This is a genomic window from Streptomyces sp. SP17BM10, assembly GCF_036322405.1.
Lineage (GTDB): Bacteria > Actinomycetota > Actinomycetes > Streptomycetales > Streptomycetaceae > Kitasatospora.
The window spans coordinates 297,988-315,366 of the sequence record NZ_JAQYXB010000675.1 but is presented as its reverse complement, the minus strand read 5'-3'; the positions used below and the strand labels follow the sequence as shown (position 1 = coordinate 315,366).

8 protein-coding genes are annotated in these 17,379 nt (G+C 72.5%); all 8 read left to right on the top strand.

Features of this window, described 5'->3' with window-relative positions; genetic code table 11:
• The first annotated feature begins 5 nt into the window (after positions 1 to 5).
• Positions 6 to 1,475 carry a type VII secretion protein EccB gene (gene eccB, locus PUR71_RS37155; RefSeq protein ID WP_329931672.1) on the top strand — a complete coding sequence of 490 codons (1,470 nt, stop codon included), beginning with the start codon at positions 6 to 8 and terminating at the stop codon, positions 1,473 to 1,475.
• Positions 1,476 to 1,532: 57 nt separating this feature from the next.
• The gene (locus PUR71_RS37150; protein ID WP_329931671.1) at positions 1,533 to 1,883 is read left to right on the top strand and encodes a hypothetical protein; all 351 of its coding nucleotides are present in this window, start codon (positions 1,533 to 1,535) and stop codon (positions 1,881 to 1,883) included.
• Positions 1,884 to 1,937: 54 nt separating this feature from the next.
• Positions 1,938 to 2,228, top strand: coding sequence for a WXG100 family type VII secretion target (locus tag PUR71_RS37145; RefSeq protein WP_329931670.1), 291 nt, complete (start codon positions 1,938 to 1,940; stop codon positions 2,226 to 2,228).
• Between the two features lie 13 nt (positions 2,229 to 2,241).
• The gene (locus PUR71_RS37140) at positions 2,242 to 2,706 is read left to right on the top strand and encodes a hypothetical protein (RefSeq protein ID WP_329931669.1); all 465 of its coding nucleotides are present in this window, start codon (positions 2,242 to 2,244) and stop codon (positions 2,704 to 2,706) included.
• Between the two features lie 108 nt (positions 2,707 to 2,814).
• Positions 2,815 to 5,028, top strand: coding sequence for a hypothetical protein (locus PUR71_RS37135; RefSeq protein ID WP_329931668.1), 2,214 nt, complete (start codon positions 2,815 to 2,817; stop codon positions 5,026 to 5,028).
• Between the two features lie 123 nt (positions 5,029 to 5,151).
• Complete coding sequence (locus PUR71_RS37130) at positions 5,152 to 5,586, top strand: YbaB/EbfC family nucleoid-associated protein (RefSeq protein WP_329931667.1); 435 nt, start codon at positions 5,152 to 5,154, stop codon at positions 5,584 to 5,586.
• Entirely contained in the window at positions 5,579 to 5,878 is a 300-nt protein-coding gene (locus PUR71_RS37125; RefSeq protein ID WP_329931666.1) for a hypothetical protein, read from the top strand. The genes PUR71_RS37130 and PUR71_RS37125 overlap by 8 nt, the downstream gene beginning before the upstream one ends.
• A 72-nt stretch (positions 5,879 to 5,950) precedes the next feature.
• Positions 5,951 to 17,353, top strand: coding sequence for a WXG100-like domain-containing protein (locus tag PUR71_RS37120; protein WP_329931665.1), 11,403 nt, complete (start codon positions 5,951 to 5,953; stop codon positions 17,351 to 17,353).
• Positions 17,354 to 17,379 lie beyond the last annotated feature (26 nt).

Genomic DNA, 17,379 nt, shown 5'->3' with positions numbered 1-17,379 from the left:
CGTGGATGCAGTCCCGACGCGACCAGGTGCAGGCCCACCTGTTCGTGGTGAGCAGACTCGCCTCCGGCATGCTGCGCGCCGAGCCCGACGCCGCCGACACCCCGACCGGACGCACCACGCGCGGCGCGGTGACCGGGCTCGCGCTGGGCGCGCTGATCGGCCTCGGCGTCGCCGTCTACGGCGTGATGGTGCCCGGCGGCGACACGGCGTGGGCCAAGCCCGGCACGCTGGTGATGGTCAAGGAGACCGGCGCCCGCTACCTCTACGTCGGCGGGCAGTTGCACCCGGTGCTCAACGACACGAGCGCGAAGCTCGTGGCCGGCGAGCAGATGGCCGTCGAGGAGGTGAGCCGCGCCTCGCTCGCGGACACCCCGCGCGGCGCGCCGGTCGGCATCGCGGGCGCCCCGGACGGGCTGCCACCGGCCGCCGACCTGGCGGGCGGCACGTGGCTGGTGTGCGCCACCGTGCAGCCGGGGGCCGGCGGCGCCGCGCCGGTGCCGAAGCTGGGCGTGCAACTGGACCCGGCGCGGGAGGGCAAGGCGCTGGCGCCCGGCCAGGGCCTGCTGGTGACCACCCCGGACGGCGCCGTCCACCTGCTCTGGCAGGGCCGGCGGTTGCGCGTCGACACGGCGAACAAGGCGATCCAGGCACTGGGTTACTCGGGCACGACGCCCTTCCCCGTACCGGCCGGGCTGCTCAACGCGCTGCCGGCCGGACCCGACCTCGCCGCGCCCGCCGTCCCCGGTCGCGGCGACCCGGGCCCGGCACTGGCCGGCGGCCCGACCCGCGTCGGCCAGCTCTTCGAAGCCCCCGGCGGCGTGCGGTACGTGCTCCAGCGGGAGGGGCTGGTGCCGATGACGGCCACGCAGTTCGCCCTGCTGGTGGGCGATCCGCGCACCCAGAGCGAGGCGTACGCCGGGACGGCTCCGGCGCCCGCGCGGATCGGCGCCGCCGACCTCGCCGCCCACACGGCTCCCGGCGCGGGTGCCCCGGCGCCCGGCCTGCCCGAGTCCCCGCCGGCGCTCGTCACCCCGCTGCGCGACGAGGGGGTGTGCGCGGACCTGCACGTGGGTGCCGGGGCGCCGGTCGGCTCGGTGACGGTCCTGGAGGCGGCCGACGCGGGGGCGGGGAGGCCTCCGGCGCCCGTACCGGGATGCGCGGTCGGTGACCGCGCTGCCGACCTGGTCGCCGTCCGCCCGGGGCGCGGCGCGCTCGTCCGGGCGCTCTCCGGCGCGGGCACGGGCAGTACCGAGTACCTGGTGACGGAGACGGGCGCGCGCTACCCGCTGCCGTCCGCCGCCGCCGCCAAGCAACTCGGCTACGCCGGCGCCACCCCCGTCGCCGTCCCGTCGGGCGTCCTGGGGCTGCTGCCGGCCGGCCCGGCCCTGGATCCGTCCGGCCTGGTCGCGGGCGCCGCGACGAGTGCTCCGACCAGCACGCCCACGGCCCCCGCGAGTTCTCCCGCCTGCGGCTGAACCGGCCCGCGAACGGCCTCCGTTGACGAGGTAGACCGACGAACGAAAGGAGCTCCGATGACCACCCCCGCACCCGGCATGCTCAATGTGGAGCAGCAGGCCATCCAGACCGCCCTGCAGAGCCTGGAGGGGCAGATCGCCGCGATGATCAGCTCCGGCCAGACGGTCGAGCGGATCAACATGGAGATCGCCGCCAACTACGTCTCCGGGGCCAGCCGGGCCTTCCAGGAGAAGGTCAACGACTGGGTCACGCAGTACAAGCAGGTCATGAGCGCCTTCGACAAGCTCACCCAGGACCTGGGCAGCGCCCGTCAGATCCTCGTGAAGGCCGAGGAGGACGCCCACGTCCAGGGCGGCAACTGGGGCGCCTCGGACGGCGTCTACCACGCCCTCGGCGGCACGAGCTGACGTCTCGTCAGAACCGTTCATCCGTAGACCACAGAACACCAGGAGGACACGCCCATGAGCGGCCCCACGGACATCATGCTCAAGCACGAGTCGATCGACGCGGCCTTCCAGGACATGCTCAGCGCGGCCCGGACCATGGAGAGCAACCTGGCCGAGCTGATCGGCCGGCTCAAGGGGATGGAGGCCAACGCCGGCCAGTACAAGCAGGCGTTCGAGGAGTTCGTGACCCTCGCGCAGCGCAGCTCCGAGCAGATGCACCGCGACATGCACGACGGTGCCACGGCCCTGGACACGATGAACCAGGCCATGAGGTACGCCGACCGGGCCGCCGCCGCGGGCTTCTGAGCGGAGCGCGGGCATGGCCAAGGAGCTCCGGCTCAACGACCAGACGATCGCCGATCTCACGGCGAAGGTGGACCTCTGGCGGCAGTGGCTCACCGGAGACGCCACGCCGCCCGGGATGCCGGCACCCACGGACGGTCACAAGAACCTCGTCATGCAGGTGGAGGCGTTCGCCGGCGGCGCCGACACCCCGGGGGACAAGAACTACCCGGACACCTACACCAAGCTGCTGGGTGCGCTCGGGCTCGGGCCTTCGACCGAGATGCAGAGCAGGTTCAAGACCTTCGCGGGCGGTGTGAAGGCCGAACTGGACGCGCTGGTGAAGTCCCTGGACGACATCACCCTGGGGCTGGCGATCGCCAAGATGAAGTTCAAGGAGGGTGAGGACCACGCGCTGACCGCGGCGGAGATGTTCGAGATCCTCAGCAGCCCGTCCACGCCCGCGCCGCCGGGACCCGCGGGGACCCCGCCGGCCCCGTAGTGACGCCGCCGTCGGCGCCGGGCCGGCGGCGGCACATACCCGGGTCGGGACGGATCCCTTCCGGACCTCGGCCCCTTCCGTACGTAGCATCGCAGGAGCGTGAGTCGATTGGGCGCAACCGGAACCGGCGGGGGCGGCGACAGCAGCCCGAACTACCCGTGGGAGACGGCCCTGAAGGCCTTCGGGATCACCGACTACCCGTCCCGGGACGACGTGGCCAACCCGGGGGTGTCCGGGGACTGGCTGAAGAGCGGCGCCTACTGCTCGACGACGGCCATCACCGAGAAGGACATGGACATCGTGGCCGTCCTCCACCCGGTCAAGAAGTCGAAGAACGACACGACGGCGAGCTGGTACGTCGGCTTCAACGGCAACTGGAACGGCAACGGCGACGACAAGCCCGGCTGGAACTCCGGCGCCAACAAGTGGGCCCACTTCACGAGCGGGTGGACCGACGTGATGTGGGGGCTGTGGGGCGGCGGCGACAACAGTGCCACCAGCGTGCCCAGTCTGAAGTCGGGCAGGTACCTGATCGACCACCTCACGGCCCTGCTGGCCGAGGTCAAGGGCGACGTGCACAAGGTGGCCGACACCCTGGACGTCGAGGGGAGCGACTTCCAGGGTTCCGCCGCCGGCGAGCTGAAGTCCTACCTGACGAGCTTCGAGCAGGCCGTGAGCGTCCTCCAGCTGGAGATGACGCTGCAGGGGAACCCGTCCGACGCGCTGGGGACCGCCGCGGACGGCCTGAAGACCGCCTACAAGGCCCTCCTGGACGCCCGGGACGCCTGGCTGACGGACAGGGGGGCCTTCAGGCCCTTCAACACCCAGGCGTCCCCGGTGCCCTGCCTGCGGTACGCGCTCAACCAGCTGATCGTGCCCGCACACGCGGACACCGCCAAGAAGACGGTCATCTCGAACGGGATGGACGTCACGTCGGACGAGTTCCGGAACGCCGTGGAGGCCCTGGCGAAGAAGGTCTGGCGGGACAATGTCGTCAAATACCTCGACCTCGACGCCAGCACCGCGATGGGGATCCTCGGGCAGCAGTTCACCGCTGTCAGCACGAAGATCAACACGAGGTTCAGGGTCGAAACCCCGACCGGGACGCCCATCGCGCCGCCGGCTCCCCCCGGTCCGGGCGGTGACGGCAGCGGCGGGAGTGGTGGCGGTAGCGGCGGTGACGGAAGTGGCGGCAAGGGGGGCGGTGGAGACCTCGGTCTCGACGGCGGCGCGGGTGGCGGTGCCGGCGGAGGCGCGGGCGGCAAGGGCCACGGCGGGGCACCACCTCCGCCGAAGCCCGGCGGGCCGCTCACCCTGGACCCCAGCGGCGGCAACGACGGCGGCATGCGCGTCCCACTGCTCGACAAGGACGGGAACAAGCTGGTCGGCAAGGACGGCCAGCCGCTGACCGTCCCGCCCGGCTCGACCATCGACGGCCAGGGCCACGTGATCGGGCCCGACCACAAGCCGGTGCTCGGGTCGGACGGCCAACCCCTGGTCGTCCCGCCGGGCACCACGCTGGGCAAGCCGGCGCCGGTCGTCCCCGGGGGCGGGTACTTCACGGTGCCGCCGGGCTCGAAGGTGGACGGGAACGGCATGGTGATCGGCCCGGACGGCAAGCAACTGCGGGACGCCCGGGGCAATCCGGTCTACGCCGGCAAGAAGGGCACGATCGACAAGGCCGGCCGACTCCTCGACGCCAACGGCAAGCCCGTCACCACCAACGACCAGCTCTTCGCCGACGAGGAGCACGCCCTCAACGAGCTGACCACGCTCGACCCCACCACCGGCGGCAACGGCGGATTCGACCTCGGGTCGCTGCGCGGCGGGAACCGATGGAACGACTCCGGCTCCCTCGATCCCGGCTCCCTCGGCTCCCTCGGCCTCGGCGACGGTTCGCCGGGCGGCCTGCGCCTGCCGGACCTGGACGTCGGCGTTCCGAGGCCGGAGACCGGGTCCGGCGAGCCGCTGTCCGTCACCGGCGGGTTCTACGGCGGCAAGGCGCTGACCGACGGCGGCATCGTCAACTCGCCCGCGGACGCCGCGACCCTGGCGGCCGCCAAGAAGGCGGCCGCCGAGCAGACCCTGACCGACAGGCCCGGCCCGAAGGGGCCGAACCCGGCCCAGGAGGAGTCCCAGCTCCAGGGCCGCAACATCACCACCAGCGGCGGCGGCATGCCGCCCATGATGCCGCCGGGCGGCATGGGCGCGGGGGCCGGCGCCCAGGAGAACAAGGAGCGGCAGCGCACCACCTGGCTGGCCGAGGACGAGGAGGTCTGGGGCACCGACGCCGGCGCCGTGAGCGGCGTCATCGGGCGCTGACGGCGGCGGGTTGAACGCGGGCCGCCGCCCGTCCCGTTGACCGGAGTGACAACCCCGAAAGCCGGCGTGCACCGGGCTTCCCCCCCGTGGGCCCGGTGCACGTCCTTCTCCGAGAGGAGCCCGATGGCCGTCTCCCCGTTCGCGCAGCAGATCGAAGAGGCCATGGAGACCCTGCGCGTGCAGCAGGTCAAGCTGGAGGAGGCCACCCGCAAGCTCCAGGCCGAGACGGTCTCCGTCACCTCCAAGGACCGCATGATCACGGCGGTCCTCGGAGCACAGGGCGAGGTGGTGTCGCTGACCTTCCACACCACCGCCTACCGCTCCATGGCCCCAGCCCAGTTGAGCGCCGCCCTGACCGACGTGCTCAACCGGGCCCGCGCCGACATGGGCGCCAAGGTGACGGAGGCACTGGGCTCCTTCGAGGGCCTCGGCGAGATGCTGCGCACCTCGATGACCGGCGGCACCGAACTCGACGAACTGCTGGCCCCGCTCCAGGCGATGCGTCCGGGCTCCGGCGCCGGCGCCCGGCGCGAGCGGCAGGAGGAGTTCCGTGGGTGAGTTCAAGGCCACGGCCCAACTGGGCAGCTCTTTCGCCGAGTTGGGTTCGATGAAGACCCTGCTCGACCAGATGAACACCAAGATCGTGCAGATCGGCGAGTACAACAGGGACTCGGCCGGCCACGACGAGATCGGCAAGAGCTACCACGAGACGGTCGACGGGCCGACCAAGAACCTCATCGAGCTGATGGACCAGGTCGGCCAGGTCGTCCAGAAGCTGAGCGAGAACGGCGGGAACGCCGCGAAGCTCTTCACCAAGACGGACGACGACCTGTCCACGACCGTCAAGTAAGGCCCTCCCGACGCCCCGTGGCGCCCCGGGCGGCCCGGCCGACGCACTTCGTACCCTCAGGAGCCCTCCGCCATGTCGATCGAGATCCCGGACGGGCTCGCGAAACTCTTCCACGGTCTGACCGGCATGGCGTGGCCGGAGGCCAACGAGGACGACCTGCGCAAGGCGGGGGACTACTACCTGCTGGTGGCCAAGAACATGCCGCAGCTGGAGGACTACGTCCGGCAGGCCGCCGCGTACTGCACCGCCAACATCGCGGGCCAGGCCGGCACGGAACTCGCCGCGACGGCGGGCGCGCTGGTCGGCGCGGGCGGCAAGGACAACGCCCTCGACCTGGCCGGCAAGCAGTGCGCCCAGCTCGGCCAGGTCGCGCACGACACCGCCAACCAGGTCGAGTACGCGAAGTGGATGACGATCGCCCAGCTCATCCAGCTGGCCCTGGAGATCGCCTGGGCGATCGCGGCGAGCCCGTTCACCGGCGGGGCGTCCCTGGGCACGATCGTGGCCGCCCGAGCGGTCGCCGAGGGCGTGATCCGCAAGATCCTCGCCTGGCTGATCGACCGGATCCTGATGCACACCGTCGTGAGCATCGCGGGTGGTCTGGTGATGGACACGATCATCCAGCTCATCCAGATCGGGCGCGGCGACAAGAGCGAGTGGGACTCCAAGTCCACGCTCCAGGCGGTCGAGTTCGGCGCCCTCAACGGCGTCGTCGGCGGCCCGCTGGCCCTGCTCGGCGGCGGGCTGACCAAGCTCTTCCGGGGCGTGATCGGCAAGAGCCTGGGCAAGGAGGCCGGCCGGGTGCTGGGCGGGGACCTCGCCAAGGTCTCCAACGGGCTCGCCAAGGACGGCCTGAACGGCGTCCTGTCCAAGGACGCGGTCCGCACGCTCGGGGAGACGGCGGCGAAGGACCTCGCGACGGGCGCCGAGCGGACCCTGGCCAACGAGGCCCGGCGCACCGCTGCGGAGGCGGCCGCCCGGGACGCCGCGAGGAGCGCCGAGAACGCCCTGGCAGGCGAGGCCGCCCACGCCGCGGCGGGAGCCGCTGCCCGGGACGGCGGGAAGTGGCTCGCCAGGGAGTCCGCCGAGGCCTTCGGCAACGACCTGGCCCGGACGATCGGCCGCTACTCCCACGAGATCGGCAACGCCTTCACGGGCGGTCTGCGCGAACTCGGCAAGGACGCGGTGGCCCGGTTCGAGAAGGACGTCGCGCAGGTCTTCGAGCAGCACTTCGGCAGTGTCCTCGGCAGGGAGGAGGCCGCGCAGCTCGGCAAGGACTTCGCCCACGCGATGGCGGTGAGCGGCGGGCGCGGCGCGGCCGAGCACGAGGCGCTGCGCACCGCGATGAGGGACGCGCTGGGGTCGCGCGGGCTGAGCTCGGAGGGGATCGCGCACCTGGCCGAGCAGGTGCCCGGCCTGCTCGACAAGGTGGGCGGCAACACCAGGCTGTTCAGGGTCGGCATCGCCGTGGGCGGCTACCTCGGCGCCGGCGTGCAGAACGGCCTCACCGAGGGCTTCTACAACCTCACCTTCGGGCCCGACCACTCCTTTTCCGTCACGTGGGAGACCTTCGTCTCCGGCATGGCCATGGGCTTCATCGGCCACATGGGGCACAAGGGCGCCGCCCCGCTCCTGGAGCACTACGGGAAGTGGGTGAGCAAGAAGCTGGCCGACCCGAACGACACCGGCCCGGAGGTCCGGTACCTGCCGTGGAACCACCCGCTCACCATCCTCTCGGCGGTGGCGAACCTGACCGGCCGGTCCGCCCCGTTCCCGGTGCCACGCCCGAAGCCGATGCCGGTCAAGGTCGAGCACTCGGGGGAGTCGGCGCACACCGAGGTACCGAAGGCGGGGAGCACGTCGACGGTCGGGGGCCGGACGACGACGTCGTCCTCCGACTCGTCCTCCTCCTCGTCCTCGGCATCGGAGAGGGCCCCGATCGCGCCGGCGCCCGATTCGGTGAAGGTCCAGGGTGGTACGGAGCATCAGCAGCCGTCCGAGTCCGAGGTAGGCGGGCAGCAGGGGGCGGTCAGGACCTCGTCGGAGGGCGGCACTGCGCCGTCCGCACCGCCGTCGAGCGAGCCCGAGGCGCCGGCACACGTGGCGACGTCGGAGAGCGGACCGGAGGAGGTCGCCCCGCCGGTGCGGGTCGCGACGTCGGGCTCGACGGTGCCGGAGGTGCCGAAGGAGTTGCCGGACCTCCCGAAGCCGTTGCCGGAGGTGCCGAAGCCGCTTCCGGACCTCCCGAAGAACAACCGCGAAACCGACGTACCCGTCGCGCCGGTCGCCGAGGGGACCCCGACGGTCGGACACCTCTCCGACGTCCTCGGCCACGTGTCGCAGGACGGGACCCGTTACTCCGTCCCCGTGGACGTCGGAGAGAACGGCCGGCCCGTACTGGACGGCAAGGAGATCCTTCCCGAGGAGATGGCCGACCTCCTCCGCCGGCGCGAGGCAGCCGGGGAGTGGGAACCCTCCGCACAGACCGTCGAGTTCATCGGGGCCGGCGGCCGGCGCGCCGTCGATCCGCAGTACGTCCAGCGCGTCGTCGACGAGCTCGGCCGCTCCCCGCGCTTCGCCGACGTCCAGGCCCGGACGGGCGGGACCGGGACCGCGTTCCGCACCGCCGAATCCGGCGAGCGCGCCCGGGCGTTCGACGAGTCCTCCTCCGACCGGCGCACCTTCGGCGACCTCCTGCGGACGTCCTCCGACGGCGCCACCGGGCCGTCGGCCCACGACCGGACCGGCTCCGAGGACGGCACCCGCCCCCCGGCGCCCCGGATGAGGCCGGACCGGACGCCCCGCTTCGTCGTCCGGTCCGGCTTCGACGCCCGGCGGTTCGAGCACGACGGCCCGGTCACCGACCTGACCGTGCGGGTCGCGTTCCGCGACGGCGGCGCGGGGCACGACGCCGGACCGGTGTGGGAGAAGGTCGTCCGGGGCGTGGAGGAGCACCTCAACGCGCCCCGCTACCGCCTGGCGAACGGCGACCGGATGCACGTCACCGTCCTGCGCGCCGAGCCGGGCGAGCAGGCGCACCTGACCGTCGACCTGGTGGGCCGCGAGCGCGGCATGGACCAGCACTCCTGGTGGCCGGACGCCGACCCCGTCGACTACGCCCACGAGCTGGGCCACCAGCTCGGCCTGCGCGACGAGTACCGCGAGGCGGACCTCCCGCACCGGCCCGCGGTGGCCGGGAGCCTGGCCGGCGACTACCGGGCCCCGGCGCCGGACGGTCTGCGCGGGGCGGGACTGCGCGGCCGCCACCTGGACCTGATCTCCTCGGTCGTCGGCCACCTGGACCCGCCGGTGGGCGGCGGCGCACGCCACTCCTGGGACCAGGCGCGGGCGGCGGCGCCCGCGCACGCCCGTAGCCACGTCTGGGTGGATCCCGTCTCGGCCCCGCGCGGACCCGTCCGGCCGCACACGTCCGGGGGACCGGGCGGGACGGAGGTCTCCCCGCGCACGCACGGCGGCGACGGGGTGTCCGACGGACAGCAGCCGATCCACCCCGGCGGCAACGAGGCCCCAGCCGGGGGCGACACCTCGAACAACTCGATCATCATGCACCCCTCCTACGCCTCCGGTGACCAGTTCGGCGTCGCCGTCTCGATGCTCCACGACCGCAACCTGCACGTGGTGATCGCCCGCGGTCCGGAGGAGGGGCGGCCCGGCCACGACCCGGTGAACGACAGGTCCAGGGAGATCGCGCAGTTCTACCTCGACTCCGGCATCTCCGCGGACCGCATCCACGTCGTGGACGTCCCCAGTGTGGAGAAGAAGGGGCAATGGAAGGCGCTGAACCGCGAGGCCGAGCGGATCGCGCGGGAGGACTGGGGCATCGCGAAGTCCTTCGACGAGATGTACCAGGTCAAGGAGATCTGGGGCGTCACGGACGGCACCGACTACGTCGCCCGGACCTTCTCGAAGGACCTGCGCAACCAGGTCCGCGACGCCTGGGGAATGTCCGACGAGCACGACGGACGGATCCACGAGTGGCTGGAGGGCCGCGGGATCCACCTGCCGGAGGACCGCAAGGGGAAGGTCCTGGTGCTCTGGTCCCGCTTCACCGGCAAGCGCACCCACTGGTCCGACCTGCGCGCACGGATGGAGCACGACACGAGCTTCGAGGGGACGCGACAGATCCTGCGGGAGGTCGCCCGCGACTACGACGCCGTGATCGTCACCGGGGATCCGCACCCTCGCCGGGGTGGCAAGTGGGACGCGCTGGTCGCGGAGATGCGCGAGGAACTCGGCGTCGACACCATCCACAACGTCACCGGCTTCTGGCGCGACGCCGGCCCGGAGGTCACCGACTGGACCGGGCGCACGAGGACCGGGCAGCTCCGGCTGTACGACTACCTCCACCGCAAGCACAAGCTGGACCACCTCGGTGCCCGCTCCGGAAACCTGGAGGCCTCGGCGCTCATCGGTCACCGGGTCTCCTACCTGGAGGAGGAAGGTGCCAGCGGCTCGAAGCGGATGGAGCAGTGGCACGACGTCGGCGGCGGCCGCACCAGGCTCGGCGGCCTCGCGCCGCGCTACGAGCGGGCGATCATCGCCGAGCCGCCCACCGCGTCCGGGAGGTACGCCAAGCCCTACGACAACGCCCGTCCGGACCGCACCGGCGCGAACCACTACGACGCGCCGGAACGAACCGCCTGGTGGCGCAAACCCATCGACGTGTACGGGAAGGAACGCGGCTTCGACTACATGTCCCTGAGCAGCATCCGGAACAGGCTCAACCTCCCCGCCAGGCGGTCCGTCGACTATCAGACCTTCCTCCAGCACCGTGCCGAGCACCTCCAGCGCCGGTACGACAGGCTCCGCCGCGAGGTCGAACCGTACTTGGCCGGGACGGAGGAGGAGACCGCCTACCTGGCCGGCTTCGACGCCTACCTCCGGGCCGCCGCGCCGCCTCCCGGACACGAGAGCCTCTACCAGTGGTACTCCTCGGAGCTGCTGCCCCACCTGCCCGGCCTCTGGGCGTACTGCCGGAGCCGCTACAACGCCAGTTCCCTGTACAGCTGGGGCTACGAGGTGGTCGCGGAGGTACCCCGGGACGGAGACTGCCTCTACCACTCCGTCGACGTCCTGCTCGGCCGGACCGAGGGCGCCCAGGCACTGCGGAACGAGGTCGTCGGCTGGATGGACCGCAACCGGCAGGCGGTCGCCCAGTACGCCGCCGAGTTCAGCACGCCGCAGTTCCCGGTGACGTTCCGGGGACTGCGCGAGGTGATCGCCACCCAGGGCCAATGGGCCGGGACCGCGGGCGATCTCGTTCCCAGGATCGTCGCCTCGGCGCTGCGCACGCGGCTGCACATCTTCGACGGGGAGACGCAGCACAGCGTGGAGCCGCTGGGCGGTGTGGTCGACCGCGAGCTCCACGTGTTCCTCAACGAACGCCACTACACGCCCCTGCGCCCCGTCGGGAGCGCCGCGGACGACGGCGCGCTCAAGCGCACGCACGACGCCCGTGACAGTGACGGCGAGGGCGACGAAGGAGCGGGACAGCAGGACCCGGTCGGCAAGAAGCAGCGGCCGACCGCGGCGCCACCCTCCGGGGACGCCGCGGCGGAGCGGCAGCAGCCTCCGGCAGCGCCCGGTGGCGCTGCTCGGACGACCGGCCCCGTGCACGAGCGCGTGGCCGCACTGGATCACCTCGACGCCGGGACCCGGCGACGGCTCGCGGGCGACGCCGCCTTCGTGAGCGGGCTGCGCTCCGAACTCGGGGCCGCGGACTTCGCCCGGGCCACCGCCCGGCTGGTCGTCGACGTCGACCCCCGTACCCACCAGCCCGTCGCCGCACGCCGGGAAGCCGAGGCGCAGGTGGCCCGGATGCTCCACGACCCGGAGGTCGCCGCGCGGCTGCTCCGCGAGGGCGTCCGGGTGGTCGTCGTGCCACGCGACGTGCCGATGACGCACGTCCAGGGCATGGAGGGCCTGCGCGGTCGGAAGGCCGGCGGCGACGCGGGCGACGGCCGGTCCTGGGACACCATCCGGGGCGCCTCCTGGGAGAAGGTGGTCGCCATCACGGAGGAGAACCTCCTCGGGGCGCGGACGACCGTCAAGCCGGCCGACGGGTCGGCGACCGCCCATCCCGACGGCTACTCCACCGCCACCCACGAAATCGCCCACGCCATCCATGAGTTCGGGCTGACGGAGCGCGAGAAGCAGCTCATCGGGGACGTCTACTCGGGCAAGCGCCAAGCCGACGGGCTGACCGACCTCTTCGCGGAGGAGCCCGTCACGGCCTGGCCCGACGGCGGGCGGCGCAACACCCGCGGCGACCTGGTCGGCAACTACTCGTCCGCCGACGAGCACGAGTTCTTCGCCCAGCTGACCAACGCCTACCTCGGCGCCAACCACGGCTACGACCCGGGCACCGGCCTGCCCCGCAACAACGGCGCCGACTGGGTCCGCGCGAACGAGCCCGAACTGCTGCCGCTGCTGGAACGCCTCTACGGCCCCGACCCGCGGACCACCCACCCGGAACCGGCCAACCCGGTCGGCCGCACCGACGCCGAGGAGGCACTGTTCGACGGTTACCGGGAGTTCATGCACCTGGCGACCGGCGAACCGCACCCCGTCCCCGCCGAGCCGCACGCCGTGGCCGGGCGGACCGACCACCCCCCCGCCGAAGCCGACGTGATCGAGAGCGCCCTCAACCCGGCCGCCGGTCACGACGGCTCCCCGGCGCCGGACGGGGAACAGCCGCCGTCCGCCCCCTCCGACGACCAGTTGATCAGGCCGTTGGTCAACAGCATCCTGCCGAGCCCGCACGACGGCATGACGTTCGCCATCGGACACCTGCGTCTGCAGGGGAAGGACAAGGCCGGTAACCCCTACGAGTACGCGTGGACATCGGACCGGGCCAACAACGGTGCGAAGCAGTTCCCCGGGATCAACACCCGGGCGGAGCTGCAGAACCTGAAGACGCAGTTCTGGCCCGCCGAGGAGAAGGCGATCAAGGCGGGGAAGGGGTACCGGAGCGCCGAGAAGTGGCGGGCGGACAGGGTCGCGGAACTGCTCGGCGGGGCGGCCTCGAAGCACGCGGCGGCATCCGCGGAGCTGGGGAGCGCGGCCACCGAGTACAAGGCGGCACTCGACGCACTGAAGACCTGGGTCACGACGCGCGGTTCGGGGACGGAGGCCGAGGTGCGGCGGGTCGCGGCCGCGAAGGAGGCCGCCGAGGCGCAGCGGGCGTCGTCGATGAAGAAGGTCACCGATGCGATGGCCACGGCCGAGGCCGCACGGGCGCAGACGTGGCAGGACGAAGGAGCCTCCGGCGGAACACGTGGGTTCTGGGACGCGATCGAGCGGGTGAACCGGAGCCATGCCGAGGCGATGGACGCGCACCGAGAGGTCGAGCGGATCCAGCAGGCGCTGAAGGACGCCGAGGACAGGGGGGACAACGAGCGCGTCAACGCGCTGGCCAAGGAGGCGTTCGTGCTCCACCGGGAGGCCGACACGAAGGTGGGCGCGTACGCGCGGGCCGAGCGCGCGGTGGCCGAGGAACTCCGGAAGCCCCCTGCCGACCACACCTTCGGGTACCAGCGGAAGGACGCCGAGGTGAGCCTGCTGAACGCCGCCTACGGCCAGCTGGAGCGCTGGGGCTTCAAGGAGAAGAACGCGGTGTCCGGGGTGTTCGTCGTGTTCTCCACCAAGGGCACCTGCGAGAGCTGCAAGTTCGTCGTGCGGGAGCTCAACGAGGCCTACCCCGGGATCCGGGTGGTCGCCGCCTATCCGAAGGACATCGGCAAGGCCGTGCCGACCAGGGAGCTCGCGTTCAACGGCGCGAAGTTCGACGTCGAGATCCCGTACGGGTACGAGCACGTGGACGGGACCTTCGACGTCGCCATCACCGACCCGCAGGGAAGGAAGCGGCAGCACCGGATCGCCTACAAGACCGTGGCGCCCACCGTGCGGCCGAACGACCCGGCGCCGGCCGGGGCGGCGCCGCACGGGACGGCGCCGGCCGAGCACCGGGAGGCGACCCCGCCGGCGAACGACCCGTCCGCGCCCCACGCGGCCCCCGAGTCCGCACGGCGTGAGCAGCCGAGCCCCGCGACCGCCCACCCCGTCGACCGTCCGGGGGGCGCGGACGGGCCGTTCTGGCCGTCGAGCGAGCCGCCGGACCCGGCCACGGCTGCCGCCCTGGCCCTCTTCCCCCACCGGTCGGACGTCCGGCTGGTCGCCCTGCACACCTCCGGCGGGCAGCTCCCGCTGAGCCCGCGAGAGCTCGCCGACCGCTTGATCGAGTGGCACGGCAGCGGTGGCTGGGACGGCCGCACCGCCCTGCGTCTCGTCGCCTGCGACCTGGCCTCGCGGGGCGGGCACACCCAGGTCGCCGAGGTCCTGGCGCATCTGGCCGAGCACGGGCTCACACCGGAGGTGCACGCGGCCACCGGCCCGGTCTGGTTCGCGCCGGACCACGGGAACCCCGGGGGCGAGGGTCACCTGCTCGTCGCCGAGCGGGTCGGCTTCGACGCGCACGGCCGCCCGACGGTGGCGGCCGGCGGCCACTGGGAGTCGCACCGCCTCGGCGAGGACGGCTCGGTCGTCCGCACCGAACTGCCGGCCGAGCCCCTGCCGCACGGCTACCACGCGGCGCAGGACGCCGTCGGCGCGCTCGACCACCACCTGCGGTCGGACGACCGCGCGGTGAGGTTCGGCGGGCCCTCGGGGCAGGAGAGCCGCAGTCCCGGTCCGCCGCCGGAGCGACCCGCCACCCGGCTGGAAACGGGTGACCCGGTCGAGGTCCCCCGCGACGGCTTCTGTCTGCTGGCGGCGGTGGCGCGGAGCGATTCCCGCGTGCCGGCCGGCCTGGACCCGCGCCACCGGACGGACTCGGCTCCTGCGCACGAAGTCCTGCGCAGGGCGATCGAGCAGTACCTCGACGACCACCGTGACGAGCCGCTGCCGGAAGGGATCGCGGAGAACTACACCCGGGTTCCCGGCCGGCTGCGGGAGGCCGGACCGCTGACCCCGGAGGAGCGTGGGGCGCTGCGCAGCGCGGTGGCGAACTGGGACCGCGACTGGGCCTCGGACGAAGGGGAGATGTTTCCGCCCCTGGTGGCGCACGCCCTGGGCATCAGGCTGCGGATCGTCGCCTCCAGCACCCGACAGATCGTCGCCGAGTACGGCGAACCCGCACACCCGCAGGTCACCGTCTTCCTCCATGGAAGCCACTACGAGGCGAGCGACCTCATGGACCGGCCACAGCGCCGACGCCAACAGGTCCAGGCGTTGATCAGGCAGCACGGTGCGGCGATTCCGCTGCCGCCCGCGCGGGACGGTGCCCCGGGGGCGCACCAGCCGGCGGAGATCGCCCCGCTGGTGTTCGATCTCGGCACCGGCCGGCCGGCCCTGGACGCGGTCGAAACGCGGATGGGGCGCACGGGCCTCCCGGATCCGGGCGTCGTCGTGCTGACGGACCCGGGCGAGGAACCCCGCGCCCTGACGGTGCGACGGTCGTCCGACGGCGCACTGGTCTGGACGGACGCCGCCTCGGGCACGGTCCTGACCGCCGGGCCCGACGGGATCACGGGAGCCACCCACGTCTGGGCCGCACTGCCCGGTGACCACCTGTCCGGACCCGATCTGACCGCGCACCTCGACGGCGCCAGGACGTACGTGATCCGCGCGGAGAACTCGGGCGACATGTACCACATGCGCGGAGCCATGATCACGAAGAAGGACTTCAGCCTGCTGATCTGGAACGTCGGACACGGGACGCGTGGCCAGGCCGAACAGATCGTCAACCTGCACGACGACCTCATCAGGAACGGTCGACGGGTGGTCTACACGACGGACCGCGAGCTGCCGCGGGGCTTCGGCGGCCGGGGGGAGACGCAGGCCACCGAGGACATCAAGGCGCACCTGTTCAACGGCGCCGTCCACAAGGAGATCAAGCAGCTGGAGCGCCCCTCGCAGCCCCTCGACGACAAGCAGACGAGGAGGCTGGCCGAGCTCCTGCAGCTGAGGGCCACGACCGACCCGCGCGATCTGCGCAACGTCGCGCGCGAGACGTTCTACATCCCGGAGTTCGCGGCCGAGTACGGCCGGTACACGCCGGAGGAAGCGGTGGCGTTCGCCGAGGACCTGCGGACCCTGGGCGGTTTCGGACCGGACGGGAACCGCAGGTACGTCATCGTGCCGTACCGGGCGTCCGGTCACAGCAACCGGGCGGGTGCGAACGCGCCCGCCCTCGACACCGGGACGCACGGACTGGAACAGATCATCGCCCAGGTGCGGCAGAACCTCCCCGGGGTCGACGTCGTGCCGATGGGGGAGAAGCCCGACGGCTGGGGCGGACCGCAGCTTCGGAACTACTGGGACTGGCCCTCCGTCGGCAACCGCCGCAAGGAGCTCTCGCTCCTGAGGTACCTCGCGGACCAGCACGTCGTCGTGGGTGCGGTCGGGATGCGCAGTGGAGTCATGGACGAACTCGCGTTCGCCGGAATGAGGATCATCTCGATCGACATCAGTCCGCACCGCGGTCTGACCCGGGGCGCCCTGGAGTTCAAGCCGTCCAAGGGATGGACCCGCGGGCTCAAGCTGGAGGAGGCGTTCGGCCGGTCGTACGGCCGGGTGTTCCTGGAGCACGCGAGGGACGACGACCTGACGAAGCGCATCGAGGACTGGCAAGGCCGGTTCGCCCCGGACGACCTCGCCGAGATCGCCCACTCCCTGACGTACTACTTCGGCGAGGCGGCCGGACTGGCCGACGACGGCGAGCGCGCCGCCCTGGTGCCCCAACGGCACCGGTCGCACCCCCTCAGCGGGATCCGGACCGAACGCCTCCTGGAGGAGCTGGACAAGCTCGGCGTCGACGGTGCGACGGGCTTCGAGCTCGTCCATCGGATCGGGCCCTACCTGAACGAGGCGGTCCGGCACAGCAAGCTCGTCACCGGTGGTGCGGCGGACGCCGGAACGCTCTGGAAGGGGGCGACCGACGACATCCACCGGGCTCTCGGCCGGAGGATCGCCGAGCTGAGAGCCGCAGCGCGGGAACAGACCACCACCGCCTACGCGCCGGGCGTGGAGTGGATGGCGGAGCACGTGATGCGCGACTTGATCGAGGGGAACACGCAGTACGAGTTCTACCGGGACCAGGTCGAACTGGTGCGTCGCCAGGCGCTGACGGAGTACGTGGAAGCGGACCCGGCGCGCCGGGAGCTCCGGGCGGCCGTGCTCGCCTCCGAAGCGGCCGTCAGGACGGCCACGGCGCAGTACGACACGGCGCTGGCGGCCGGGCAGGACGTCGTGGTGCTGCAGAACTCCGTGTGGCGGGCCGAGGAGCGGCTGGCGGAGGACCGGGCGGCGTTCGACGCGGCGACCGCCGGCTGGGAACAGCAGGTGTGGCCCGGGACCGACGGCGACCCGGCGGCCGTCGCCGCTTGGTACCGGAACATCTGGGAGTTCTACGGCGGCGCTGCTTGGGGCACCGAGCCGGAGCCGGCGGACGACTGACGCGGGGTGGCCGAGGGCCGCCCGCA

Excerpts from the sequence above, each read along its gene's own strand:
- eccB (WP_329931672.1), top strand. The coding sequence starts at position 6 with ATGCAGTCCCGACGCGACCAGGTGCAGGCCCACCTGTTCGTGGTGAGC.
- PUR71_RS37150 (WP_329931671.1), top strand. The coding sequence starts at position 1,533 with ATGACCACCCCCGCACCCGGCATGCTCAATGTGGAGCAGCAGGCCATC.
- PUR71_RS37145 (WP_329931670.1), top strand. The coding sequence starts at position 1,938 with ATGAGCGGCCCCACGGACATCATGCTCAAGCACGAGTCGATCGACGCG.
- PUR71_RS37140 (WP_329931669.1), top strand. The coding sequence starts at position 2,242 with ATGGCCAAGGAGCTCCGGCTCAACGACCAGACGATCGCCGATCTCACG.
- PUR71_RS37130 (WP_329931667.1), top strand. The coding sequence starts at position 5,152 with ATGGCCGTCTCCCCGTTCGCGCAGCAGATCGAAGAGGCCATGGAGACC.
- PUR71_RS37120 (WP_329931665.1), top strand. The coding sequence starts at position 5,951 with ATGTCGATCGAGATCCCGGACGGGCTCGCGAAACTCTTCCACGGTCTG.